At 59.2% G+C, this 25,200-nt stretch carries 17 protein-coding genes; 10 read left to right on the forward strand and 7 right to left on the reverse strand.

Features of this window, described 5'->3' with window-relative positions; all coding sequences use genetic code 11:
* Window positions 1–150: 150 nt before the first annotated feature.
* Window positions 151–2,439: a molybdopterin-dependent oxidoreductase gene (locus VUN82_13185; protein XAS70082.1), complete on the reverse strand. Its 2,289-nt coding sequence runs from the start codon at window positions 2,437–2,439 to the stop codon at window positions 151–153.
* 553 nt (window positions 2,440–2,992) lie between these two features.
* On the opposite strand from VUN82_13185, the gene VUN82_13190 reads away from it, so the two are divergent.
* Window positions 2,993–4,447 carry an APC family permease gene (locus VUN82_13190; protein XAS70083.1) on the forward strand — a complete coding sequence of 485 codons (1,455 nt, stop codon included), beginning with the start codon at window positions 2,993–2,995 and terminating at the stop codon, window positions 4,445–4,447.
* Between the two features lie 412 nt (window positions 4,448–4,859).
* On the opposite strand, the gene VUN82_13195 is transcribed toward VUN82_13190, so the two are convergent.
* Together VUN82_13195 and VUN82_13200 are read right to left on the reverse strand one after the other, a co-directional pair.
* Entirely contained in the window at window positions 4,860–6,023 is a 1,164-nt protein-coding gene (locus VUN82_13195; protein ID XAS70084.1) for an alcohol dehydrogenase family protein, read from the reverse strand.
* Window positions 6,024–6,041: 18 nt separating this feature from the next.
* On the reverse strand, window positions 6,042–7,490 hold the full coding sequence (locus tag VUN82_13200) for an aldehyde dehydrogenase family protein (GenBank protein XAS70085.1): 1,449 nt from the start codon (window positions 7,488–7,490) through the stop codon (window positions 6,042–6,044).
* A gap of 356 nt (window positions 7,491–7,846) precedes the next feature.
* Between VUN82_13200 and VUN82_13205 the strand changes: the two genes are divergently transcribed.
* The 9 genes from VUN82_13205 to VUN82_13245 all read left to right on the forward strand — a co-directional run bounded on the left by VUN82_13205 (window position 7,847) and on the right by VUN82_13245 (window position 19,537).
* On the forward strand, window positions 7,847–9,529 hold the full coding sequence (locus VUN82_13205; protein XAS70086.1) for a choline dehydrogenase: 1,683 nt from the start codon (window positions 7,847–7,849) through the stop codon (window positions 9,527–9,529).
* Between the two features lie 610 nt (window positions 9,530–10,139).
* A complete protein-coding gene (locus VUN82_13210) occupies window positions 10,140–11,540 on the forward strand; it encodes an MFS transporter (GenBank protein XAS70087.1) in 1,401 nt (466 codons plus the stop codon).
* A 646-nt stretch (window positions 11,541–12,186) separates the two neighbouring features.
* A complete protein-coding gene (locus VUN82_13215) occupies window positions 12,187–12,507 on the forward strand; it encodes a carboxylesterase family protein (protein ID XAS70088.1) in 321 nt (106 codons plus the stop codon).
* A 279-nt stretch (window positions 12,508–12,786) separates the two neighbouring features.
* Entirely contained in the window at window positions 12,787–13,488 is a 702-nt protein-coding gene (locus VUN82_13220; GenBank protein XAS70089.1) for a carboxylesterase family protein, read from the forward strand.
* Window positions 13,489–13,672: 184 nt separating this feature from the next.
* Window positions 13,673–13,834, forward strand: coding sequence for a hypothetical protein (locus VUN82_13225; GenBank protein XAS70090.1), 162 nt, complete (start codon window positions 13,673–13,675; stop codon window positions 13,832–13,834).
* A gap of 319 nt (window positions 13,835–14,153) precedes the next feature.
* A complete protein-coding gene (locus VUN82_13230; protein ID XAS70091.1) occupies window positions 14,154–15,755 on the forward strand; it encodes an ABC transporter substrate-binding protein in 1,602 nt (533 codons plus the stop codon).
* 55 nt (window positions 15,756–15,810) lie between these two features.
* Window positions 15,811–16,818, forward strand: coding sequence for an ABC transporter permease (locus VUN82_13235; GenBank protein ID XAS70092.1), 1,008 nt, complete (start codon window positions 15,811–15,813; stop codon window positions 16,816–16,818).
* Window positions 16,815–17,711: an ABC transporter permease gene (locus VUN82_13240; GenBank protein ID XAS70093.1), complete on the forward strand. Its 897-nt coding sequence runs from the start codon at window positions 16,815–16,817 to the stop codon at window positions 17,709–17,711. The genes VUN82_13235 and VUN82_13240 overlap by 4 nt, the downstream gene beginning before the upstream one ends.
* Window positions 17,708–19,537 carry an ABC transporter ATP-binding protein gene (locus VUN82_13245; protein XAS70094.1) on the forward strand — a complete coding sequence of 610 codons (1,830 nt, stop codon included), beginning with the start codon at window positions 17,708–17,710 and terminating at the stop codon, window positions 19,535–19,537. Before VUN82_13240 ends, VUN82_13245 begins: the two co-directional genes overlap by 4 nt.
* A gap of 815 nt (window positions 19,538–20,352) precedes the next feature.
* Here VUN82_13245 and VUN82_13250 read toward each other — a convergent pair.
* The 4 genes from VUN82_13250 to VUN82_13265 all read right to left on the reverse strand — a co-directional run bounded on the left by VUN82_13250 (window position 20,353) and on the right by VUN82_13265 (window position 24,909).
* Entirely contained in the window at window positions 20,353–21,183 is an 831-nt protein-coding gene (locus tag VUN82_13250; GenBank protein XAS70095.1) for a transposase, read from the reverse strand.
* A gap of 1,943 nt (window positions 21,184–23,126) precedes the next feature.
* Window positions 23,127–23,489, reverse strand: coding sequence for a hypothetical protein (locus VUN82_13255; protein XAS70096.1), 363 nt, complete (start codon window positions 23,487–23,489; stop codon window positions 23,127–23,129).
* Window positions 23,490–23,602: 113 nt separating this feature from the next.
* Window positions 23,603–24,007 carry a thioesterase family protein gene (locus VUN82_13260; GenBank protein ID XAS70097.1) on the reverse strand — a complete coding sequence of 135 codons (405 nt, stop codon included), beginning with the start codon at window positions 24,005–24,007 and terminating at the stop codon, window positions 23,603–23,605.
* Window positions 24,004–24,909 carry a nitrilase-related carbon-nitrogen hydrolase gene (locus VUN82_13265; protein XAS70098.1) on the reverse strand — a complete coding sequence of 302 codons (906 nt, stop codon included), beginning with the start codon at window positions 24,907–24,909 and terminating at the stop codon, window positions 24,004–24,006. The genes VUN82_13260 and VUN82_13265 overlap by 4 nt, the downstream gene beginning before the upstream one ends.
* Between the last annotated feature and the right edge of the window lie 291 nt (window positions 24,910–25,200).

Raw genomic sequence — 25,200 nt, forward strand, 5'->3', positions numbered from 1 at the left:
CGGTGCGATTTCTGGATCGTACGGAGGGAGGGGACCGACGGCAGAGGGTTGAACTGACATTGACAATCCGTTTCTTAGGGCCGAATGCGGTACGAGTGATCGGGTGCAGGAATGAAGCCCGCGCAGAGCCGAGTGCAATGAGCCAGCATGCTACTGCTCCGGCACCAAGACGGGCGGTGTAAGCACGTCCAGTTCAGGAATATCGCCTGACCATGCTTCGACTTCAACGAGCGCGTGCTGGGCAGTAGTGGCCTGTGAAAGACTTGAGGACGGCCTGTCGGATGTCAGCACATTGGGATTGCCGTGACGGCAGAACGATGGATCATCGGGATCGGGGTCGTACCAGGCCCCTGCTGAAAGCTGGACAACGCCTGGACGGATCGCAGCGGAAGTCACCAGGCCGGCCAGGCACCTTCCCCGGTCGTTTCGAACCAAGACAACCTGACCGTCCGAAAGTCCCCGGGCAGCGGCATCTTCAGGATTCATTCGAAGGGGCTCGCGTCCCTTTATTTTAGACTTTTGGCTGGTGGCCCCTATGTCCAGCTGGCTGTGTAGTTTGGTCTTAGGTTGATTAGCTATCAGATGCAGCTTGTAATCGCCAGCTGATCCAAGCCATTCGTCGGGCTCAATCCAAACGGGATGACCGGGGCAATCAGGGTAGCCGAAACTTTCGATCTTCGAGGAAAAAATCTCAATCTTGCCGCTGGGGGTGGCCAGTGGATTCCCAATTGGATCGCGCCGGAACTCGGAAAAAAGAACCTGATCCGGTTTTATCACGGGGATCTCAATCTTCTCGCTCGCCCAAAATGTGTCGAAATCCACGACGACGGTTCCCTTGTCAGCGAGCCTCTTCTGCCACCCGTCGTATAGATGGCGAAGCCAGCCCATAGTGTCCCGGTTTTCGGTGAAAACTTCACCCCGTCCCATCTTTTCCGCCACAGCGGCGAAAATATCGAAATCATCGCGTGCTTCTCCAGCGGGCGCCGTCAGAGCGTGCATGGGAAAGAACGTAGGGTCGTTGCGGCCGGCCCCGTAATCGTTTCGCTCAAACGTCATTGTTGCAGGCAGTACTATATCGGCGTGCCGTGCGGTACTCGTCCAGAACTGTTCATTGACGATGACCGTTGCCGGCTTTGACCATGCTTTACGGAATTTGGCAAGGTCTTGGTGATGATGGAAGGGGTTGCCGCCAGCCCAATAGATCAATTCGATTTTCGGCAAAGTCAGACGGTTGCCATTGAAGTCGATCTGGCTGCCCGGTTCGAGCAACATGTCTGAGATCCGAGCTACCGGGATATAGGACGGTTCTTCGTTTCGCCCCTGGGGAAAGGACGGGGCGCTCGAGACCCGCAATGGCAATCCGACGTCCGCAGAAGAGCCGTACCCATGCTGGAAACCACCGCCAGGCAGGCCTATCTGGCCCAGCATGGCTGCCAGTGTCACACCGAGCCAAACAGGTTGCTCGCCATGCTGTTGCCGCTGCATCGACCAACTGATGTTAATCATCGTCCGCGAGGCTGCCATCTCGCGCGCAAGCCGAACGATTCGCTCAGCCGGTATCGACGTCAACTTTTCTGCCCATTGAGGATTCTTGGGCGCTCCGTCAATTTCACCGCGTACGTAGGACAAGAATTTGTTCGCCCCAACGCAATATCGGTCCAGGAATTCCGAGTCAGCGAGGTTCTCTGAATCCAGAACGAAGGCCAATGCCAGCATCAAGGCGGCGTCACTGCCGGGAACGGGGGCGATCCATTCGGCTTGGGCTTCCCTGTAAGTATCATCTGCGATTGGTGATACATCGACGAAGCGGCAGCCGCGCGCAACTGCGTCCTTAATTGCGTTGCGAGCGACGTGCCGACCAATTCCACCTGGGCCTATTCCGCTGTTTTTTTCTGACAATCCGCCAAAAGCAACGAACAGCTCTGTGTTCTGGCTGACCACGTCCCAAGATGTTGCCTTCGCCATGATTTCAACTGGGGGAGCGATGACGTGCGGAAGCAGTACGCCGGAGGCCCCATAGCTGTAGTCGGTCACACCTGCAACGTATCCGCCCAGGGAGTTCAGGAATCGGTGGATTTGGCTTTGGGTGTGATGGAAACGGCCGGCGCTGGCCCATCCGTATGAGCAGCCGTATATAGCCATGGGGCCGTATGCGCCGTAGACGCGACTAAGTTCCGCACTGACTAGCTCTATGGCCCGTTCCCATGACACCTCCACGAATGGCTCGGAACCACGTCCTGATCCGCTCCCGGGTCCGTGCTCCAGCCATCCCGAGCGAACGGCCGGGCGCAGCACGCGAGTTGGATGATGTTGCGCTGAGGCCACATTATCGAGAATGTCTCGGGGGTCTGGATCTCCAGACCATGGTTTGACGGACCGTAGAGACGTGCCGTCGCTCTCAGCTTCGAAGGCTCCCCAGTGTGTCAAATGCGTACCCATGCTTTGGGTCCCCCTGCGTCGTTTCGTGTACGTCGGTCTGGTTCCCGTTCAAGTCGTTGGACGTACCAGGCCATTCTGAAAAAAGATTAGGTCCGGAATAGGAGCGTGGACATTGGAGTAGAGCCGACAGCTGTCTCGTGTGCTCGGCGAAACTCCAAATCCGCTCAAGAACTACCCATGCAGCACCGTCCGCGAACCGGCTGGCAAGCAGCCAGGCTGTGCCGGGACGTATCTCTTCCTGCGCTCAGGGACGGCTGGAACGCGAACGAAACCATCGATCAATCTTGGTGAATCGGCCAGTTCCGGATGTCTAAGAGTGTGTCCAATATCATGTTAGACCGCTGAATTTGCGTGTCCAAACGACACCTGGAGCGGCGGTTCCGAAATCACGTACCGACCGTGCGAGGCAGACGACGCAAATCGCCTCTCGCGGAGAAATCACCTCCTCGGGTCGTGCGGCAACAGGTTTTGTCACACCAACCTGGGGGTACCGCTTGTGGCCCTACCTCGATCATTGGTGCTGCAAAAATCGTGAACTAAGAAGGGACAACAAATGGATTTGACGATTCCGGCGGCCGCTGAGCGGTCCACCCAATCGCCCCACCTCACTGGCAACATGGGCTTCTTCCAGCTGATCTTTAGCGTGATGGCCTACAACGCACCGATGGTAGTTGTCATCGGAATTATCCCGATCATGGTCATGGAGGGGGCCGGTATCGGAACTCCCATCTCCTTTGTCGTAGCCGGTATCATCCTGGCTCTGTTCTCAGTCGGATTCACCAGAATGGCAAGGGTGTTGCCCAATCCGGGCGGCTTCTATGCCCTTATCACTGCAGGTCTCGGCCGCCATGTAGGCCTGGGGTCCGGTTATATCGCTTTGCTCGCTTATTTCTGCGTCTACGCCGGCACCTTCTCGTTCGCTGGCATCGTAGCGGGAGAACTCATTACAAACACTCTGCATGGTCCGGAGCTTCCCTGGTATGCCTGGGCGGCCTGCTTTTGGCTGGGTTCAGCGGTCCTCAGCTATTTCAAGGTCGAGTTGTCAGCTAAGGTTCTCACGATCTTCCTCTTCTCCGAACTGACTGTCATCGTTGTCTACTGCGCCTTGGTTTTCATTAATGGAGGTGCCAATGGTGCTGGCGTTTCCTTGGAGCCCCTGAGCCCGGCCCATTGGTTTGACGGAAACTTCAGTCTGGGAGTTCTCCTGGCGATCGGTATGTATGGTGGATTCGAGGTCACCGTGCTCTTCCGGGAGGAAGTACGTAATCCAGTCCGTGTCATCCCCCGTGCCACCTTCGCCGTCATTGCCATCGCCATGGCGACTTATGCATTGTCGTCGGTTGTATTCATAGGTTCTTTGGGCATCGACAACGTAGTAGGGCTGGCACAGGAAGACCCGACCGGGGCAATGAATGCCAGTATTCACTCCTCTGGTGGAGAATTGCTCGCTACCCTTGCCGCAGTGATGGTCGTTACAAGTACCTTCGCGGTGATCCTGGCTGCGCACAACATCACTGCTCGATACGTCTTCAACCTCAGCGCCGATAAGATATTGCCTGCGAGGATGGCCTCAGTCCATAAGCGTCACGGATCGCCGCACATCGCCTCAATCATGACCAGCGCTGCTGCCCTCGTTCTCAATGCTGCCGCCGTTGTTTTCGGGCTGGATCCCCTCGTCTTCTACACGGCGGTACTTGGTATGACCAGTTTCATCGCCCTGGTCATCATCTTTGTCTGCAACATGTCAGTGGGAACCTATATGCGTCACAACGGCGGCCAGCTCGCCTCGCCCTGGGCAACCGTTGCCTGCCCGATTCTGGCTGCAGTAGGCCTGGGCAGCGTCCTGGTGATGGCTGCAATAAACTTCCCCATGTTGGTTGGAGGTTCCGAAGCACTAGCCGGTGGACTCATGGCCTTTATCGTCGGTGTGTTCGTCTTGGGCGTAGTGACGGCGAGCGTCCATCGCCGTAAAAATGCTGATATTTATAGCCGCATCGGTCGGCAGTAATCTCCCGTTCCCAAGGTCCTGACGACGGCGACGCCACCTCGGAAGGGGGCGTCGCCGTCGTCGTTTATCCACGCTGTTTAGAGCCAGATGGGGCGACTGGCTGGCCCCGCCGATAGTTATCGTGGCGTCCTGCCCACGTAAGCGGTAGCAACTCCCCGTCCAGCCACGGTACGCATCAGCGTATCCATTCGCGAACGTCAGCGGCTCCGCGGCTTCCGAGTCCGACATGCTCTGCAAGGCTTACACACCAGGCCAATCCGATCACCGCCGCCGGACCGGTGTTGGTCACTCTGCCGCGAGGGAAACAAATCCTCCATCATCGAATTGGGAAACAACCGTTCCCGATACATGGCAGGAAAGGCGAAAACGCTGGCCGGGACCATCAAGTCCCGGCCAGCGTTTTCGCGAGTTTTCAGTTCTGCGTACTTGAATCCGAAGTCATGGAACCGTCGGGCGTAACGACAATCTTGCCGATATGGGTTCTCTTCAGCATCGTCTCCTGAGCCTTACTGAGCTCAGAGAGCGGAAAGACCTCTTCTACGAGAGGCTTGATCTTTCCCTCCTCGATGAGACTGACAAGACGCGCAAACGTCTCCGGCGTCGGGTTAGTGATCCCGTGCAACTCCAGATCCTTATAGATGAGCTCCCGAAGGTCAATGCGGCTCACCGGTCCACCGATGGCTCCTGCGGTCGCATATCGACCCCCACGCCGAAGCATGAGGAGCAAACTCTCGAACATGCTCCCCCCGACAACATCGATAACGACGTCGGCACCACGTTCACCGATGACAGCTGCTACGGCAGCCGCCAGGTCCGGTACGTCTCGAGCGACAAATCCGTCGACGCCGAGCTCCCGCAACCGTGCCTCTTTGCCAGCACTCGCAATGGCGATAACACGGGCACCACGTGCCTTCGCCAGCTGGATCGTCGCAGTGCCCACGCCGCCGGCTGCGCCGGTGACGACGACTGTCTCGCCCTCGCTCAGCTCGGTCCTGGCCAACATCTCCTCGGCAGTGTCGTAAGAGCAGGGGAAAGTGGCGAGCTCAGCGTCACTGAGGTCGGTGCTCACGCGATGCGCGTTCACAGACGGCACATGCACATACTCAGCGAATCCTCCGTCCCGGTCTCCGCCCAGGTACTCAACAATCTGTGCACGCCGGGGAAGCTTCGGATCCCGAACAGACGGGTCGACGATGATTCGGGTACCGATCCGGCTCTCATCAACTCCTTCACCGACTGCCACGATCGTTCCAGCCACCGAGGCCCCTTGAACGCGGGGAAACGACATTTTCGTGCTATTCCACGTGGCGCCGGCATCGTCGTCGCGCCCCGACCGTCCAAGTTCCTCCGAGACAGACTCCTCCACGACGCGGTCGTACCATCCAGTGCGCGTGTTGATCTCGGTATTGTTGAGCGCGCACGCACCAACCTTGACCAGCACTTCTCCCGGGCCCGCCACAGGCGTCGGCACCTCGGTCCGGTACACCAGCTGATCGAGACCGCCGTGGCCGACCAGCTGGACCGCAGCCATCATTGTGGGAATGTTCGTAATCGTGGGCACTGCTCTCTCTGTCATCTCTTAGTCCTCCAGCTTCTAAAGGTCGAGGCCAGGCTTGACCATGACGTGCTTCAGCTGGGAGTACTCGTCCAGCCCGTGCAGCGATAGTTCGCGGCCGTAGCCCGACTCACCGTATCCACCGAATGGCATCTCTGACACATTCGGCGTGTGTTGGTTGACCCAGACCGTGCCGAAGCGCAGTTCTTTGCTAAAGCGCATGGTGCGCGCAAGATTGGTCGTCCACACGCTGGCCGACAGGCCGTAATTGACGTCGTTCGCGAGCTGCAGCATTTCGTCGTCGCTTTTTGCCGATTGGATGCTCACTACCGGGCCGAACACTTCGCTCTGAACGATCTCGTCCGTCTGCTTGACGTCGGTGATCACAGTCGGTTCGATAAACCAGCCCGGACGATCTGCCTGTCGTCCGCCCTGCCTGATCGTGTTGCCGGCATCCCGTGCGCGTTCGATGAACCCGAGGACGGACTTCAGTTGCTTTTCTGAAATGACGGGTCCCAGCGTGGTGGCAGGATCGGATGGGTCGCCGAGGACAAGCTCGCTCACTTCCTTGCAGTACGCCTCGACGAATTCCTCGTAGACAGACTCTTCAACGATGATGCGGCAAGCAGCCGTGCAATCCTGGCCAGCGCCGGAATAGCCGAAAGTCACGAGGTCCCTGGCCGTCTCGCGAATCGGGCTATCCGCAAACACCAGCACCGGAGCCTTACCGCCAAGCTCCAGGCCCACCTTTTTGACGGTATCCGCAGCCGTTGCCGCCACAAACTTGCCGGTCGAGGTTGCTCCGGTGAACGCGATCTTTCGAATTCCGGGGTGTTTGGCCATCGCAGTGCCGGCCGATCCGCTACCCAGAATGAGGTTGATTACGCCTTCAGGAAGGAAGCGGTTGGCGATCTCTACAAGCTTGAGGGTACTGAGTGGTGTCACAGTCGCCGGCTTGAGCAGCATTGTGTTGCCGGCTGCGAGGGCTGGCGCGATCTTCCAAGCTCCCATAAGGAGAGGATAGTTCCAGGGCGTGATGAGCCCGACGACACCGAGCGGCTCGCGCCGAACCCATGAGGTACTCTCGTTGTCGTACTCATCGACGGCGGGCGCCGTAGAGATGCGGGCAGCACCCGCGAAGAATCGAAGAACATCCACGACAGTCGGCACCACGAAGTCGCGCACGTCTCCGATCGGAAGGCCCACGTTCAGGCTCTCGATCCGCGCGAACTCCTCGATTTCCTGCTCGACGGCGTCAGCGATCTTAAGCAGCGCGGCCGCGCGCTCAGCAGGGGACGTGCTTCCCCATGTCTTGAACGCCTCCGAAGCTCGCTGCACGGCAGCATCGACGTCGGAATCAGACGCTATGGGGAATCTGGCGATTACTTCGCCGGTCGCCGGGTTGAATACCTTCGAAGCGCCTTCACCTTTCTCATCAGCGAGGTACGTTTCCGCAAAGGCCATAAAGTCCATGCTTTCCAGGGTCATTGTCGAGTTGCTCCTCAGTGGTCGTGGTCGTCGTCCAAGGTTGGGTCACTGTCAAGCTCAATCATCGCTTGCCGCGGTGGACGCCGCCTCGTAGATTTTCCGATGCGAGTACAGAAAAGTGAGCGGTGGCACAAAGTGGCGACGACCTGCAGGCATCCGGAACACCGCCCTCCCCGGCGCTCCGCCCAGGAGGGCGGTGTTCCGCTGACATGTCATGGCTCACAAGATGCCATGCTGCACTTCGTAATCTTCCCTAGCCCATCCCGTTGGCATCTGGGGAAAGATAATCGTAAGGCCATGGCTTTGCGTCGGATGACGCCGCTCGACAATGCCATCTACCAAGTGAGGACAAAACAATGAAGCTTGACGCTTATGACTACATCATTGTTGGGGGAGGTTCGGCAGGTTGTGTCCTCGCGAACCGTTTGAGCGAGGATCCGCAAAATCGGGTGTTGGTTCTTGAGGCTGGTCACAGGTACTCCTTGTTTGATGTGCCGGTGCGGGTGCCTGCGGCTTTCCTCTTCCTCATGGGCCACCCTTTCTATGACTGGCGTACTAAGTCCGAGCCTGAGACTGGGCTTAAGGGTCGTCGAATCGACCATTATCACGGCAGGGTCATGGGGGGAAGCAGTTCGATTAATGGGATGTTTTATCAGCGCGCCAATCCGCTCGTCTACGAGCGCTGGGCCCGAGAGACCGGGGCCGAGGAATGGGACTACGCTCACGTTCTTCCGTACTTTAAGCGGATTGAGTCGTTCAAGGGATCGGATCCAACGGGTGAGTACCGAGGTCGGTCTGGACCTATTCCGGTTAATCAGCATCATCACAAGGGTTCGCGGAACCCGTTGTTTGGTGCGCTCTTTGAAGCGGCCGAGCAATCGGGCTACGAACTCGTCAACAACGTCAACGGCTACCGCCAAGAGGGCTTCTCCTCGTTCGATTCAAACATTGAGAACGGCGAACGCTACAACGCCGCGCGCACCTATTTTGCCCCGGTGAAGAAGCGGAAGAACCTCGACGTCATCACCGGTGCGCGGGCAACACGGGTGGTCTTTGAGGGGACTCGCGCGGTCGGCGTCGAGTTTGCCACCCGGTTTCGGAAGCGGAGCATCGCGAGAGGCGCTGAAGTCATTTTGAGCGGCGGCGCATATAACTCGCCGCAGCTGCTGCAACTTTCGGGCGTCGGTAACGCCGCCGAGCTAAGGGAGCATGGCATTGACGTCGTAGCCGATCTGCCTGGCGTCGGCGAGAACCTGCAGGATCACCTTGAAGCGTTCATCATGTTCGAGTGCAAACAGCCCGTCTCCAACCAGAGCATCGTCAAAAAGCACACCTATCCGATGACAGGTCTCAAGTGGTTGTTCAATAGGACAGGGCCGGGTGCGTCGAATCACTTCGAGGGCGGCGGGTTCGTCCGCTCGTTCGATGACGCCCCCATGCCGAACCTGATGCTGACCATGCTCACGCTCGGGGTGCGGAACGACGGCACCCCTGCCGAGACGCCTCACGCATATCAGATCAACCTCGGTCCGCAGCAGCCACAGTCGAAGGGGCACATTAAGTTGCGGAACAGCGACCCGTTCGAACAACCCGTTGCGACGTTCAACTATCTGTCCACTGAGCGTGATCGCCAGGAATGGATTGACGGTGTTCGCACTACCCGTGCCCTCATGAATCAGCCCGCTTTCGCAGCATTCAACGGCGGTGAGCTCTCGCCCGGCCCCGAAGTCCAGACGGACGAGGAGATCCTCGACTGGGTCTCAAAGGATGCAGAGACGACCTACCATCCGTGCGGGACCTGCAAGATGGGGAACGATGACCTGTCCGTCGTTGACCCCCACAGCTTCCGAGTGCACGGAGTTGAGGGCCTTCGAGTCGTCGATGCGTCGGTGATGCCGTCTATTCCGAATGCCAACCTCTATGCGCCGGTCATGATGATCGCCGAGAAAGCAGCCGACGTCATCCTCGACAAGGCGCCACTTCCCGCTGAGCACGTCGACTTCTACAGGCATGCTGCGGCGGAGGGTCTCAGCCTCTAGCCCGAGCATTCGGCCCGCCCGCGGGTTGCGAGTGTCCGCAGCAGTCTGCCTTTTCTCCAAGTCACTACGACGGCGGGGTGCGGCTTCGTGTGGAAGCGGCACCCCGCCGTCGTGCTGACTGCGAAAATGTCGCATGCTTCCCGGCGAAAGAAAGATCATGCAACTTTATCAAGTTGCTTGTGTATATTATACGAATGGGCGAAGTTATAGTGTATTCCTCTATTGAGAACCTGAATCCGCTACTTCACACAATGCATCCGGGGCGGACGATGCCCCTAGACAAGAATGGAACGTTGGACCATCCTGCCGATATTCGGCGGACAACGATTTCCAAAGGGGCGGGCCTATTGCACGCCAGCTCACACGGAATCACCTCTGCCGTCCGTGAACTTAAGCCAGGCGAGCCCGTCTCGGGGATTGGCTACAGCGTGGCCTGTCGGCCGAGCCGGATCGGGCCCACCGAGGCCGCACGCCAGCGGCTGTACAAAGAGTGTGCCGGAGGGTACGAAAGAGTGTCTGGTGTCGGGATAAGGACATCGATGCTCCAAGAGCGGGCGACTATTGAAGCAGCGGTATCTGTCCCGAAGGACACTGGCATCGGATTCGTTCGATGACTGACTCGCCTGCGCCCTCCCGCTTGGTTCCGGCGCTGATTTATGCAGCCCTTTCGACGTCGATCGTGAGTTCGCTCGGCATGTTGCTGGTGCCTGCCATATCTCGCGAGATGGATGTTTCCGTCAGCAACGCCCAGTGGATGCTCACCGTCAACCTGTTGTTTGGAGCGATCTCAACACCAATAATGGGACGTCTAAGCGATGGCCCCCATAAGAAGCGGCTTCTCCTGGTCTCCTTGACCGTCATCCTTGTTGGCTCCGTGGTGGCGGCCTTGGCGCCAAACTTTACGGTATTCCTCATCGGTCGAGCCCTTCAGGGATTGACCTATGGAATAGTACCGGTGACGATCGCTCTTGCCCGCCGCTACGCTTCGGCCGACAAAGTGCAGGTTTCTATCTCGAGCCTATCTGTGACGGTGGCTACCGGCCTGGGACTTGGGTACCCCTTGACGGGAGTGATCGCGGGCCTGACGGATTTTCGTGTCGCGTTCTGGTTTGCCGTGCTTTTTGTAGTTTCCGCAATCGTAGTGGTGTTCGTTGCAGTTCCGGCAGGACCTGACACGCAAGCCGCGCGGTTACCGTTCGATTACTGCGGAGCCGCGTTGCTCAGCCTAGGTCTGGGCGGACTACTGCTCAGTGTGAGCGAGGCACCAACGTGGGGGTGGGCGTCTCCGTGGACTATGGGCAGCTTTGCTCTGGCCGCTCTCTTTCTGTTCCTTTGGGTCAGGACCGGGCTTCGACTGCGGGACCCGCTGATCAACCTACGAGTATTCCGGCACGGTGAGGTCTTGCTCGCTAATGCCACTGGAACCGGATTAGGCGCCGCCCTGTACATCGGCCTCTCAATTTCAAGTCTCGTCGCACAAGCTCCCCTGTCCACCGGGTATGGCATCGCCCTTCCGGTCTTCTGGGCTGGATTCGTGATGCTGCCGCTCTCCGTGGGAAGCTTCGCGGCCAACCGGCTGGTCCGCTGGCTCTCACGACGAATAAAGCTAACAACGCTTCTGCCGATTGGTGCCGGCATTATGACCGGGGCTGGAATGTTGCTCTGGTTTGCCCACGATGAACTCTGGGAGATTCTGGCGGGGATGGTCACTTTCGGTGTCGGTATGGGGGCCAGTTACGCCGCAATGCCCGCTCTCATTGCACGAAGTGTGGCTAGGGCAGAATTGGGAAGTTCCGTGAGCTTCAACCAGGTCTTACGATCAGTTGGCGCTTCCTTCGGCACCGCCGTTTCTGGCGCTGTACTCGCGGCGAATATGGCACCTGACCTCCACGCAACCGGGGACGGAATCCGGGCAACCTTCGCGATCGGTGCGCTGCTCTGCATGGCGGTGTTCATAGCGCTGCTTATCCACGCATTCGCCGGCCGTCGTCGCCAAATCGGCCAGGGGTGACCGTTCATTTCATGGCTTAGCTGAGCAGGCTGGGATGTGTAGTCTGCGGTGAGGCGGGGAGCGCATACTCGACAATGTATGCGGTGGGGAGAAGGCTTGGACCGTCAGCAGGGCACTCGGCCAGCTGCCTGCGGCACAGTCGGGGCGGCGATGGTCAAGTTCCCCAAGACGCTACCTCTGACCTCGACCGTTGGGGAAGTTCGTTCCCTCTTCGCTGACGAACACGTGCAGCTGGCCTTAGTGGTCGCGGCAGACGGACAGCTTTTGACCACCATCGAACGCTCTGACATTGCGGCGGAAGCGCCCGACGAAGCGCCCGCAGTCCACTTGGGAGAGTATCCGAGCTGCACCCGAGTCTGCCGTACATTCTCCACTTTCCACTTTGTCGCTCCTTCTCATATATTCCTCCCAACTCTCCCTGAAGAAATCGGAAGCCATTTAGCCACGCAGCTCCCGGAGGAATCCCTCTGCCTGGTCGGGACCCTAAGTAGGGCTACGCCCCCACTGTCGGGATAAGAGCGGCAACTCGCTCAAGCGTATGTGCCGAGCGAAAGCTTCCTAACGTTCGAATTTCCTCGACATCTGCCGCATTTGACTCCTGTAACCGGGAATCAACCGCGGCCAAAGTACAGGAGCCTGAACCACCATGAGGACTGACAACTACGCCGGAACGGGCGAAAGCAACAGTATCGCCGTGGGGCAACCTCTTGAGCCGGGCTTTGCCGCCGGAACCTCGACAGGCTACCGGACAGTCGAGACGGAACCAGGCAGACTGCGCGGCGTGGTCGCCGATGGGCTGGCCGTGTTCACGGACATCCACTATGGTGCATCGACGGCGGGGCCCAATCGCTTCCTGCCGCCTCGGCTAGTCACGCCTTGGGCGGGGGTGCGAAACGCGCTCGAGCTAGGTCCTCAATGTCCCCAGATCAACCCGGACTTTCCTGACTGGGTGGACCCCAGCCGTTGAAAACGAGGACTGCCTCGTTCTCAACGGCTGGGCGCCGGACCACGCGACCATGTCCTCGAAGCTGCCCGTCATGGTCTGACTGCACGGCGGGGCCTTCATCTGGGGTTCGGCGGGGGCGCCGTTCTACGACGGGGGCAGCATGGCGCCCCGCGGCGACGTCATCGCCGTCGGCGTCAAGCACGGCTAAACGCATTCGGATAGCTCGGTGAGTCTGCCGACGAGCGGTTCGCTACCTCGGAAAATGTCGGCCAGCTCGATCTCGTTGCCGCGCTGCATTGGGTGAGGGAGAACATCTCGTCCTTCGGCGGCGATCCGGACAACGTCACAATCTTCGGCCAGTCCGGGGGAGGCGCCAAGGTCATGACTCTGATGGCGATGGAAGAAGCCAAAGGCCTCTTCCACAAGGCCATCGTGATGAGCGGCTCCCTGCTCAGTTCGAACACCGCTGAGGATGCCTCCTCCGTGACGGCAGGCCTCTACAGCGAACTAGGCATCCGCGAGGGTGACCTTGAAGCCCTGCAGGCGGCCCCGGCGAGGGCGATAGTGCGCTACGTAGAGAAGGTGACTGACCCGCCTTTGACCCCGGACGGGTTGACGGCCTCCTTGAAATGCGGCCCGGTAATCGACGGCAGAATCCTGAGGGGTAACTCTTGGGCAGATGGTGCTCCGGAGTCTGCCGGCCACATCCCGATGATGATCGGTACCGATCTGCACGAGACGGTGGGTTTTGCCGGCTTCGTCCCACGAGACCTGGAGATACCGACTGCCGACGACCTCGAGTTCGCGCGGAGACTGGTTCTGTACGCCATCGTCAGCAACGTCAAGGTTGAGGAGCTCGTCCCCCTGATTGCTGAATACCGGCGGGCCATGCCGTTGCTGCCGCAGACGGAGCTTTTGCTGCGGATCACGACCGACATCGGTTTTTGGAACAGTGCAGTGCGGCAAGACCGAACAGGGCGGGGCCCCGGTCTTCGCGTATGAATGCCAATGGAGGACTCCCTGTTTCGACGGCAGGTGGTCTCCGCACGGCGTCGAGCTTCCGTTCGTCTTCAACCGTCAGGACTACGGTGTGGTCTGGGACGGCGAGGACTCCAACGAGGCACGCACCGCCGCGGACCCGAATGGCGACAGGTTCCATGTAGGCAACAAGATGTTCGATGCCTAGATGAACTTCGCCAGGACGGGCAACCCCTCAACGGACAGCCTGGACTGGCTGGCCTACAACACGACCTCGCGCCCCACTATGGTGTTCGATGCGCACACCCGAGTGGTCAGCGACCTCCGCGGGGACCTCCGGCCGCACATCATTGCGCTCACCATCTGGTGAGGGCGCCGCAAGCGCGGGTTACCCGCCCCGTCGCTGTCCTAAAGCAGCCACGTGGGGGCGTCGACGTCCCTCACGGCGCTTTGGGACCTTCCTTCGTCGATGGGGCTTCCGCACGCCTGGCCTAAAAGGACGCAACCTCTCTGCCCAAACAACTTGACAAGGGCGGGCCGCGGCCGCTCGATGTGTCGGGCTTGTGGGATCCACCAACGGCGATCTCCCTTTTATGAAAATCAACAATTAACGGTGATCTTTTTCACAGATAAGTTCTTTATCAATCGTCATCGGTCTGTCCGATGCACCGAACATGGAGGCGTACCACATGGATCACAGCAGTCACGAGTCGTCCGCAGCAAGGCCCGTCAATCCGTTCAAACTGGAGGCTTCCCGGCGGCAGGTGCTCGCGGTCGGCGGCATCAGCCTCGGCGCACTATTGCTGGCTGCTTGCACCAGCTCGCCCGGCACCGGTTCCGAACAGTCCGGCGGAACGCCTCAGAAGGGCGGTACCCTGCGCCTCTCGATCAGTGACGGTAGCAGTTCGGACACCCTGGACCCTGGCACCGCCCTCACGGGAAATGCGTCCACGGTCTTAAAAGTGGTTTATGACATGCTTGTGGTGACCGACCCCAATTTTGTGGCGCAGCCAGCTCTGGCGACCGCGTGGGAAGTAAACTCCGGTGCCACACAGTGGACAATCCACCTTCGGGAAGGCGTTAAATGGCATGACGGAAGTGACTTCACGTCAAAGGACGTCGTTTACACGATAGGCCGCTGGCTCGATCCAAAGACAGGGAGTTCGATGAACGCATTCCTGTCGCCTTACCTCGACATGGGCGAGGTTTCGGCACCGGACGCCTCGACGGTTGTGCTCAAGCTTAAGAAGCCCAACAGTGTCCTGATGCAGACTATGGGCAATTCTCTTAGTCAAATAGTCAAGGACGGAACCACTGATTTCAGCGGTACCAACGTCGTAGGCACGGGGCCGTTCAAGTTGACGGCGTGGAGCCCGGGCACAAGCTGGAAGGCTGTCCGAAACGACGCATACTGGGGTGGCGCGGCGTACCTGGATGGGATCGAGGCAACGATTACGCCGGATCAGGGCGCCAAGTTGCAGGCAGCGCTGTCAGGAGCGGCAGATCTCACCGACCTGATTCCGATCTCCTTGTGGGCCGGGATTCAAGGTCGCAATGACCTGGTACTCGAAACGATCAAGAACCGGCAACAATGGATCTTTGCATTCGATCAGCGCGTCGCGCCGTTCAACGACCAGCGGGTGCTCGATGCCATCAAGCTGGCAACCGATCGCGACAAGATGGTCGAAACCGCGCTGCAAGGCCACGGTGCGGCAGCAGCAGACGTGTTCATCGCCCCCGACTCTTCGTGGTATCCGGCAGGCCTCAAGCCCGAGTACGCACCAGACAAGGCAAGGACGCTGCTGGCCGAGGCCGGTTTCCCGAATGGCCTCGACATCAAGTTGAGTGTCACCGATTCAGTGCCTGGGATGTTGGACGCTGCTCAAGCATGGCAGCAGGCCGTAAAGAGCGCGGGGATCAACGTAACACTGGACCAGTTCTCGCCGGACACGTACTGGTCCAAGGGATATATGGTCACTCCTGCTTTTATGTCTTACTGTCCCCAGGTCTTCCCCGTGTCCCGGTTTGACGCCTCCTACCGGAAGGACGCGGCTTGGCCCTATAGCCACTTCTCAGATCCAGTTCTGGACAAGATCGTTGACGAGCTTTACGCCACAACAGATCAGAGCCGGCAGATCGAACTGACTCAGCAGGCTTACCTTCAAGCCCGGAAGACCTACGGCATTCTCCTTCCTGTCTGGGCGGACGCTGCTTATGCGCGGTCTTCCAAAGTCAACGGACTCTTCATCACCATTGACACAGTGGACTTCAGGAAGACGTGGTTGGCCTGAAAGCCCGGGGACGGGCAGACACGATCGATGACTCGCAACTGAGAAGGGTAATGACATGACCATCGTGGCAGCGGAACCGGTAGCCGACCCGGTGGTAGCTGGCGGCAGGAGCATGACTCGCGTTTTGGCGTTGAGCCGTCAGCTTCTGATGTCGGTTCTGACGCTCTTGCTGATTTCGTTCATAGCGTTCGCAGCAATGAACCGTTCAGGTGAGCAAATCGCACGCAACGCCCTCGGGATCAACGTCACCGACGAGCAGTTGCAATCGTTCATCACGGTGCAGGGACTGGATCGTCCGTTGCTGGTTCGATACTTCGACTGGCTCGGTCACTATATCCAGGGTGATTGGGGAACAACTCTGATCTCAAAAGTACCGATCAAGCCGCTGGTACTTCCTGCTTTCGCCCATACGGCAGAGCTCGCTTTGGCATCTCTGGCCTGGTCCCTTCCCGTTGCCATCCTCCTGGGAGTGTTCATGGCTCGAAAAGGAGGGTTCTTTGATCGAGTTGCATTCGTGGTGATGACAGTGCTGGCCGCGCTCCCGGAGTTCGTCATCGGATTGGGCGTAATGATCCTGTTGGCCGTTCAGGTTCGCTGGCTGCCCGTTGGTTCGTCTGCCGCCGCGGGGGAGGTCACTGCTGCCTGGTTCCTGGCATTCGTCCTCCCCGCGTTGACTTTGGGACTGAGTGTCGTGCCTTACGTTTCACGAATAGCACGTGCGTCCGTTTCGGAGGCATTGAACGCACCGTTCACAAGGAACGCCGTTTTGCGGGGGTTGCCCAGACGACTAGTCGTATGGCAACACGCCACCCGGTCTGCTGCCGTCCCGCTCGTGCACGCTGTCGCGCTCGTCATGACTTACCTTCTGGGAGGAGCCATCATCGTTGAGAACGTATTCGGTTTCCCAGGGCTGGGCCGTCTTTTGATTCAGGCCATCACCCAGGGTGACACCAACTCCGCTCTATCGATAACCGTGCTACTGGGGGCGGTATTTATCGCCCTTAGTTTCATCGCGGATATCTTCGTCACGTATCTCAACCCACGATTGAAGGCAGCCCGATGAGCGTTGATTCCATGCCTCAAGCCACAGCTGTTCATCGCAGACCAGTACGTAAGTTTCGTCCTCTGAGACCCATTACCCACACCTGGTCGGGTCGCTTCGGACTGGTTATTGTCAGCGCCGTCCTGCTAGTGCTCATTCTTGGTCCGGCATTGGCTCCACATGCGTACGATCAGCTTGCTGTCGGGCGCCCGCTCTCGCCGCCCAGCAGTGGTCTGCCGTTCGGAACGGACCACTTGGGGCGGGACGTTTTCAGCAGATTCCTACTGGGCGGCCAGATGGTGTTGCTGATTCCCTTGGCGGCCGTCGCACTGGCGACTATCACCGGGGGCTTGTTGGGGATGGTTGCTGCATATGCCGGGGGAGTGTTCGATAAGGTGGTTGCCCGAGTCTTCGACATTCTCCTGACTCTCCCACCCCTACTCATTGCCCTCTCGGTTATAGCTGGATTCGGCTCGTCGGCGACAGTCCTGTTGATCACAGTGGCTGTAGTCTTTGTACCGCCCATCGGACGAGTCGCCCGGGGTGCAACGCTCGCAGTTGTCACGGCCGATTATGTCCAAGCCGCTCGGGCACGCGGCGAGCATGCTGTTTCCATTGTCGTGCGGGAGATCGCCCCGAACATCGTCGGACCGCTCGTCTCGGATCTTGCCCTCAGGATCACCTACGGGGTGCTCTTCGTGGCAGCCCTCAATTTCCTTGGCCTTGGAGCGACGCCACCCTCCCCGGACTGGGCCCTTTCTATCGCGACCAGCTTGGGCTACGTGCAGGTTCAGCCCTGGGCGGCTCTCGCACCGGTAGTCGGCATCGCCGCTCTGTCGGTTGGCCTCAACCTGATCGCAGATGCGATCATCTCCTATGTCAACAAAGACACTACTAAGGACTTCATGCTATGAGTACCTCGGTCGCACTGGAAGTGCGAGGCCTCTCAGTGGGGTACGGCCTGCGGAACGGCGTCCTGAAAGAGGTCGTGAGCGACGTCGATTTCGTGCTGGAGCGAGGAAAGATCCTCGGAATGGCGGGCGAATCCGGCTGCGGCAAGAGCACGACGGCGTTGGCGGCGATCGGTTATCGGCCGGGTGCCATGCAAGTGCCCGCTGGCCAGTCAAAGCTCGGCGACATTGATCTGCTGAACATCCCCCTTGCACAACTTCGACGCATATGGGGGAGCAAGGTAGTTTACATGCCCCAAGCATCGTCGAATGGATTGACTCCGGCCTTGACTATTGGGCGTCAGATGGCCGAGCCCCTGAAGATCCACCTCGGACTAACCGGACAAGCCAACCATGACAGGCAAGTGGAACTTTTGAAGGAGGTCGGCGTTCCTAATCCGGAGGCCGCGCTTCGACGTTATCCGCATCAGTTCAGTGGTGGTCAGCAACAGCGGATCAATCTGGCGATTGCTATCTCATGCAATCCCGAGGTGTTGATCCTCGACGAGCCGACGACTGGGTTGGACGTTACGACCCAAGCGAGGATCGTCAAACTTCTCCGACGCGTAGTGGAGGAACACCAGACCGCTGCCTTGTTCGTGAGCCATGACCTGCCTCTCCTCGCGGAAATCTCCGACCGAATCGCAATCATGTATGCGGGCCAAGTCATCGAGTCCGGTCCAGCGGGTGAATTGATGTCACGTCCGGAGCATCCCTACACCAGGGCGCTGCTGGCGGCTGTTCCGGATGCAACCGGCACTCGCGCATTATCAGGGATCCCCGGGGCACCGCCTCCAGGGGTTGTAGCTGGGGCCTGTCCCTTCGCACCACGATGCCAGTTCAGTATCAAGAGCTGCTCGGAATCCAACCCCAAGCTGTTGCCGCTGCGACCAACCCACAACGTTCGGTGCCTCCGGGCTGGCAACTACGAAACCCTTTCGATCAGTGATCGACCTGGAGTCCTGGGAACAGTCGAGGATTCAGCCTCGCTGCTTTCTGTTGATGATGTCTGGTGCGAGTACGGCTCGCGTGGTCATGCGATCCCGGTCGTCAAGGGAGTCACATTCAGCGTCGCTCCAGGCGAGACGCTCGCCTTTGTCGGTGAATCAGGCAGCGGAAAATCAACTCTGCTGCGTGCCATTGCAGGATTGCACCCACGCAGCAGCGGAGAAATTCAGTTTGATGGCGCCACTCTGGCCCCAGACGTGGGAAAGAGGTCACGCTCCGCGCGGCGCGACGTGCAAATAGTCTTCCAAAACCCCGACATGTCCCTGAACCCGCGGCACGACGTAATGAGCCTCGTCACCAGACCACTGCAACTCTTTGCACCCGAGCTATCCAAGGCCGACCGTGAAGAACGAGCACGTAAAATCCTGGCCGACGTAAACCTTCCCGAATCAATGGTCCATCGATACCCAAGTGAGCTCTCTGGCGGGCAGAAGCAACGCATAGCCATCGCGCGGGCATTCGTGACGAATCCACGGCTTATCCTTGCCGACGAAATCACCTCAGCACTTGATGTGTCCGTGCAGGCTGCAATACTCGATCTCCTGTCCGGACTGTCTGCTGAGTACGGCACATCTGTAGTATTCGTCACCCATGACCTCGCGGTAGTACGCGCAATAGCCCATCGCGCGCTCGTTTTGCAGAAGGGCGTTGTCAGGGAGATCGGTCCGGTCACCCAATTATTCGATTCACCGGCGGACGACTACACGCGTGAACTCGTTGGCGCCATCCCGATGTTCAGGCCACAAACGTATGGAGTCGACGCTACGAGCTCACTTACCTGAAAAAGACGCACAGTACGGCTTCGATCCTGAGGTTGAAAGCTGTACTGTGCGAGTTCAGGGGATCGTTCTCATCACGGCTCACCCTTGACGTGAAACCTGCCGTACATGCCACTTCCCTGTCGCCGGAATCGGCGAATGTAGTTTAGGATGCGGCCGTCGGCCGACCGGGAGGATTTCGCTACCTGGTGCCGGATCACCGAACTAAATGCGGTGGTTGCTGTCGTCGAGTAGCGGTTGGCACCTGAGTTCCTTTAGAACTGCTCTGTATAGGACTGTTACGCCGGTTTGCTCGGCGGATATAAACCTGGATGGGGCCTGGATCGAGCCGGCCAAACTTATTATCGAGGGCGCTGGCGCTGGTAGCGGCATCACTCAGGCGTCGCGTTCAGGAGGCTGATATGTAGTTCCGGTTGTCAAGAGGCATGGATGAACGGCTCCTGGCTTTTGTGCCGGGGGCCGTTCATCTTGTGCCGGCCGGTCGTGGTGACTTGTGGTGCCGAGTCTTTCTCGACTGCAGTGTCAGGCTGACATTCGCGGGTTGGTTGCCGCATGACGATGTGTTCGGCTGGAGCGTATCGGAGTCTAGAATCGAGCGCCGTCGACGGTTTAGCCCGTCTGCTCATTGGTCGTTGGCCGCCCCGCTCCAGCAAGGAGAACGCATGAACGCGGCCTGACCCCGAACGTGCCTCCGGGACGTGGTGCGACTGCGATGGCAGCAGCGGAGCCAACTCGAGAGCCAGGCTTGCGGTGGAGTCTGTGGTTTCCTTCCAGGGCGCGGATGCGGGTGGCCGGGTCGACGAGATCGAGCTGGCGCATCAGTCGTTGCCCGGGCCGGGCGTAGGCGCGGCGGTGTTGCCACGCCGCTTCGATGAGGAGTTTGCGGGCATAGGTGTTCCCGGCCTTGGTGATCGGGCCCTGGTGCCGGGATTGACCGGAGGACTCCTCGCTGGGCACCAGCCCGAGGTAGGAACCGATGGACGAACCGCTGAATCGGGTCCAGTCCCCGATCTCCACGGCCAGCCCGACGCCCTGGTCATCTGGATGCCCCGCAGGCACATCACCGCCTCGAGCACCGGGGAGTAGCGGCTGGCCGCGGCGTGTTTGTCGATCCGTGATAGATGCGCGACGAGTAGTTCGGGCTGTTCAACGTCGGCCTCGTAGGTGAACTGCAGGGCCGGTTCCTCAAAGCGCTGGCGGTGCAGCCACTCGGGATGTTCCTTCGTCCACCAGGTGTCCTTGGGGTAGCGGATGCCGTGGCGCAGCAGGATGGCGTTGACGTGTTGGCGGGCGTGTGCGAGGTCCCTGGCCATGCCGGACCGCAGCCGGGACAAATCCCGCAGAGCCTCTTCGTCCAGGTCAGGGATCCGCACCTCGGTGACCGAGCCCACCGCGAGCATCTCGGCCAAAGCCCGGGCGTCGCGCCGGTCGGTTTTAATGCGGTCCCCGGGAGCTCGCAGCAGTTTCGAGGACGCCGCGACCACGCAGCTGATGTACCGGGCCCGGACGAACGCGGTAGGGCCGGAGTCGTACACGGCCTTGACGGGTGGCTCGAAGTGGCGGACCCACTCCAGCACCATGGCCGGGTCAGCGGCCATCGTGTGGTTGTAGATTTCACCGGTGGCCGGGTTCAGCGCATGGCCCACCACGTTGACCGCGTGAACATCCAGACCAATGAAAGCATGCTCAAACGTAGCCGGGACCTCCCAAACCTCACATGTGGCACTACCATCGCACTCCCGACGAGCCGGTCGGGCCAAGGGAGCCGCCAATGGCAACCCACGGCCTTGTGAAACAGAAGGCCCCGGCCCCAGCCCCTCCCGGCCGTTCCCGGTCCGTCCGAAACAAAGGACATCACCGCCGGGGTTTCGGGGCCCGCTTCGCCGCTTGCCCGCACCAAGAAACCGATCACCAGGCCTACGCTGCGGGACCGGCCCCGGTGAAAATGGACGGCCCGGACGGACAGAACCCTCAACCCCTCGCTTCATCTAGACCGCGGGGGCATCTCTCGCTGGCCAGGTTCGTATCTATAAATTACCTGACAACAGGGAAGCTGCTGTCGGGTCGCACCTGCGCCGTCGGAAGCTGCTGATCATTCCGGCTTGCCGAGAGCGTACGTCGAACTAGGGCCGTGTTTCCCGTTGAGGATGCGGAGGCTGAGAGGAAATTGCAAAGCGCCCTGATCGAAAGGCTGCTTCATTTCGTTGCAGAGCCCACTCATTCGACACACCTGTCTGAATTGACGTTTGCAAAGCGGCCCGCGATTCGATGCCGTCCATCGAACGATTTGGGCCGTCGGCGAACTGTCAACGAGTCCCGAGTCGCGTGACAGCCGATACCAAGGTCGACCGGCCGGAGTTGAACGTGCCGGCATCGCCCATGGTCAGTAATTAGGGACTTTAATCTGGGCGACGCTGGGGATGATCAGTTCGACGGCTTGCCTTTCCATCACGGTGCCGGGTCTGCTCGCCGGGTGCCGCGAAGATCGCATCAATCGGGTTCACCGGGACCTTTCCACAGTTGCTCCTGGAACACCGCATCTCCCCGGATAGGCCCCCGCCCGCAGGCCGGTGGACCCGGCGTTCTTATTGAATTACTCCAGGACCATGGACTGGGTCGTGAGCCCTGTTCCCGGCAGTCGGTTCATCGCCCGGATGCCCATCTGGCGCTCCGGGGCCCATGTACTAGAACACTCATTAACCGCCACAGGTTACGAAAAACGTAACTGGAGGCGCCGGCATCATCGACCCACCCGAGACGGGTTTGGACCCTCCGCCCTAGGACGCAAGCCCGCCGGCCAGTGGCGGCCTCCCGGGAATGGCTCAAAGAACAGCTCCGGGCGTCACCTGGCGAGAAGGGGGCGTCGGTGTTGACCAAGGGATGATGAGGGCCAGAGAGACTTGGGCAGTCGACATGTCGCAGCGACAAGTAGCGCCACGAGCGATTCCGGTCCGGGATTGGCAACACCGCCGGAGTTCGCTGGCTTCCCACGCAGCAGTGTACTTATGGCCCCAGCAAGATTCCCCTCCGCGCGCACAGATCCCGGTCAGGTGTACTCTTGCGGGACGTCCGCTGCCGATCGTTTGATCTCCGAGGATCCCACAGCAAGTGGATCGTTCAGAGCCGGAAGACTAAGTCGAGTGGTCTCGTGGGAGTCGGGTCGGCGCGCGATGCGTCTGGGTCCCCCGCGAGACTGCCCATAGCAAGCTTATTCAAAAAACGGGTATCAGCAAGGCATAGGAGGCACTGCACCATTTGGACCAAATCAACATTTTCAGATTGTGATTTCCCCGTTCGTATCAGTCGCCTCCCTAAGCGTCCACCGACGGCAAAAGGGGTTGCTGAAGGAACATCTGGTAACCGTCAGCTGCATGGAAGAGGCGACGTTCCCCAACCCATGAAGTAACCCAGATAATAGTCCGGTCGAAACTCAACGCGTCTACCGTTCCGGAGAAACGGTGATTCCCATTTTCGAGAACTACGTTATGCCCTTCTTCGACCAGATCCCAGGGGGTGGTTGACGGTGGCGCCCAAGCCTTTTGAGAGCCTCCGAGACCTTCATCATATGTTGCTTCCATAGCTGGGATTCGCCCTAAGCGACTTCGTCGCGCCAGTGGACTGGGCTGATGGAAAGCAAGAGGCGGGTACCCGGGGTTGCGCTGTACTGGACAGTGGTTCCTTTAGGAAGAACAAGCAGTTCATCGGCGTCACCAATCAGGTCTTCCTTGTGGTCGCCGTTGATTATGATCAGGCGAGCCTGACCGTCAATCACGTAAATTGTTTCTTCATACTGAACCGTCCACGGGTCACTGAAGCCCTCCTCCTGAAAGGTCATAATGTATGTTCCAAGCTGCCTGAGCTTGCTTCCGGCCGTTCGATGTTCGATTTTTGCCGGACCAAAGTCGTTAACGTTGCTCGGATCAAAAGTGGGTTTGTGGGTCAAAGCGTTTGTCATGAGGGCTCCATGTTCTGTAGTTCGTGATTCGATGGCCAGCAAGGCGTACTTCGACGATTTGCTGGCCGAGCTTGAGAGGGAGAGTAACTGGGACTTGGGGCAGGGTTGTTGGATCAGCCCTGCAGGGCGCCATCGAGTGCCATCGCGACGGCTTCCGGAAGTGGTCGGGAACGGGCCTGAGTTGGGTCGACGTTAACGTAAACGAGTTCGACGTTCGCCAGCTCCTTTCCACCACGAGCAATCGAAACGTCAATCTTGAAGCTGGAATTCCCGACGTTTCGGCACTTGACGTCAACGTCGAGAAGGTCGTCGAAGTAAGCGGGGGATTTGAAGGAAAGAACTGCACTGACAACCGAGGGATCCGTCCCTTCAGCGACCAGCTTCGGGTAGGGCCAACCAATACTGCGGAAGAACTCCGTCATAGCGACGTCGGCGATTTCGAGATAGCGGCTGTTGAAGAGAAACCCCTGAGAGTCCACCTCGTGGTTCCTCACGCGATGCTGGTACAGCGGCATCATGCGCCCATTTCTGCCTGCAGCTTGGCGTACAGATCCAGCCTCCGCAGTGCCAGGCCGGGTGCTTCGGGTTTTGCACGTGAGGCAACCAACAGGTCGTGGTCCAAATCGGCGATCAGTACTTCTTCGTCGGCTGACGCAGTGGTGGCCAGGATCCCGTCGTTGACTCCCACTGTTTTGTCCACGGGCCCGGCGACTAGGGCCTTACCAACTGCGAACATCGGGGAATCGGTGGGAATGCCGCTTGTACCGGACAGTGGTGACATCACCACGTACAGTTGGTTCTCGATAGCACGCGCCTGACAGCCGGTACGCACCCGGTGGACGCCCCGCCGGTTCCACGTGAGCGAAGGGCAAAGGATCAGGTCAACGCCTTTATGGACCAGATAACGTGAGAGCTCAGGGAACTGGATGTCCGCGCAGATCAGCAGGCCGACCGTAAACGGCCCAATCTTTGTGACCAGGAGTTCATCGCCGCCCCGGGCGCCTAGAGCATGCTCCTGTGGTGTGAGGTGAATCTTGTCTTGGGACTCGATCCGACCATCCGGGTGGGCGATGAACGCTGTATTGCGCAGCGATCCATCTTCGGCGACCCGGTTGTGACTTCCACCAGCAACCACGATGTTGTAATCCTGGGCCATCCTGCGCATGCCCTCAACGAGGTCATCCGTGAACTCCGGCAGGAACTTCCAGTAGTCCGATGTGATTGTGGCGGTCGTAACTTCGTGATCTGTGACTGCTCCGAGGAGCCCCGTGCTTGCGAGCTCTGGGAAAAGCACGAGTTCGGCCTTTTGTTCCGCCGCGCGCTTTACCAGCCCCTCCACATGATCCAGATACTGCTGGAGAGTCCTCTCCGGCCGGAGTTCGAACTGAATGGTGGCTACCTTTAGTGACGCCTTGGTCATAGGAATCTCCTGTCTGAGAAGTCGGCCGTCGCTGGTCGGCGATTCTTCCTTTATGTTCTTCCCGCGGTTGCGGACGAGTTGGTCGGCAGGTCGTAGAAAGAATATTCAGGTGGGGCATGGCGTTGTTGTCACAATCCATGTGCCGGGCGACTCATGCAATAGACGCTAACGGAGCGTCGAGGGGCTGAATACTAGGAGGATTCTGAAAGGGTAGTCAATGATTTGGTTCTCAGGCCAAAGGGTCAGGACTACTGAGCCAGTTGCTACGGCTTTTGACTTGGAAAGAAGGCT

The sequence above is a fragment of the Micrococcaceae bacterium Sec5.1 genome (assembly GCA_039636795.1).
In the GTDB taxonomy this organism is placed as follows: Bacteria; Actinomycetota; Actinomycetes; order Actinomycetales; family Micrococcaceae; genus Arthrobacter.

Bases quoted from the DNA above. Each gene is read 5' to 3' on its own strand.
- VUN82_13210 (XAS70087.1), top strand. From the start codon at position 10,140: ATGACTGACTCGCCTGCGCCCTCCCGCTTGGTTCCGGCGCTGATTTAT.
- VUN82_13240 (XAS70093.1), top strand. From the start codon at position 16,815: ATGAGCGTTGATTCCATGCCTCAAGCCACAGCTGTTCATCGCAGACCA.
- VUN82_13260 (XAS70097.1), bottom strand. From the start codon at position 24,007: ATGATGCCGCTGTACCAGCATCGCGTGAGGAACCACGAGGTGGACTCT.
- VUN82_13195 (XAS70084.1), bottom strand. From the start codon at position 6,023: ATGACAGAGAGAGCAGTGCCCACGATTACGAACATTCCCACAATGATG.
- VUN82_13255 (XAS70096.1), bottom strand. From the start codon at position 23,489: ATGACAAACGCTTTGACCCACAAACCCACTTTTGATCCGAGCAACGTT.
- VUN82_13235 (XAS70092.1), top strand. From the start codon at position 15,811: ATGACCATCGTGGCAGCGGAACCGGTAGCCGACCCGGTGGTAGCTGGC.
- VUN82_13205 (XAS70086.1), top strand. From the start codon at position 7,847: ATGAAGCTTGACGCTTATGACTACATCATTGTTGGGGGAGGTTCGGCA.
- VUN82_13225 (XAS70090.1), top strand. From the start codon at position 13,673: ATGAACTTCGCCAGGACGGGCAACCCCTCAACGGACAGCCTGGACTGG.
- VUN82_13215 (XAS70088.1), top strand. From the start codon at position 12,187: ATGAGGACTGACAACTACGCCGGAACGGGCGAAAGCAACAGTATCGCC.
- VUN82_13185 (XAS70082.1), bottom strand. From the start codon at position 2,439: ATGGGTACGCATTTGACACACTGGGGAGCCTTCGAAGCTGAGAGCGAC.
- VUN82_13245 (XAS70094.1), top strand. From the start codon at position 17,708: ATGAGTACCTCGGTCGCACTGGAAGTGCGAGGCCTCTCAGTGGGGTAC.
- VUN82_13265 (XAS70098.1), bottom strand. From the start codon at position 24,909: ATGACCAAGGCGTCACTAAAGGTAGCCACCATTCAGTTCGAACTCCGG.
- VUN82_13230 (XAS70091.1), top strand. From the start codon at position 14,154: ATGGATCACAGCAGTCACGAGTCGTCCGCAGCAAGGCCCGTCAATCCG.
- VUN82_13190 (XAS70083.1), top strand. From the start codon at position 2,993: ATGGATTTGACGATTCCGGCGGCCGCTGAGCGGTCCACCCAATCGCCC.
- VUN82_13200 (XAS70085.1), bottom strand. From the start codon at position 7,490: ATGACCCTGGAAAGCATGGACTTTATGGCCTTTGCGGAAACGTACCTC.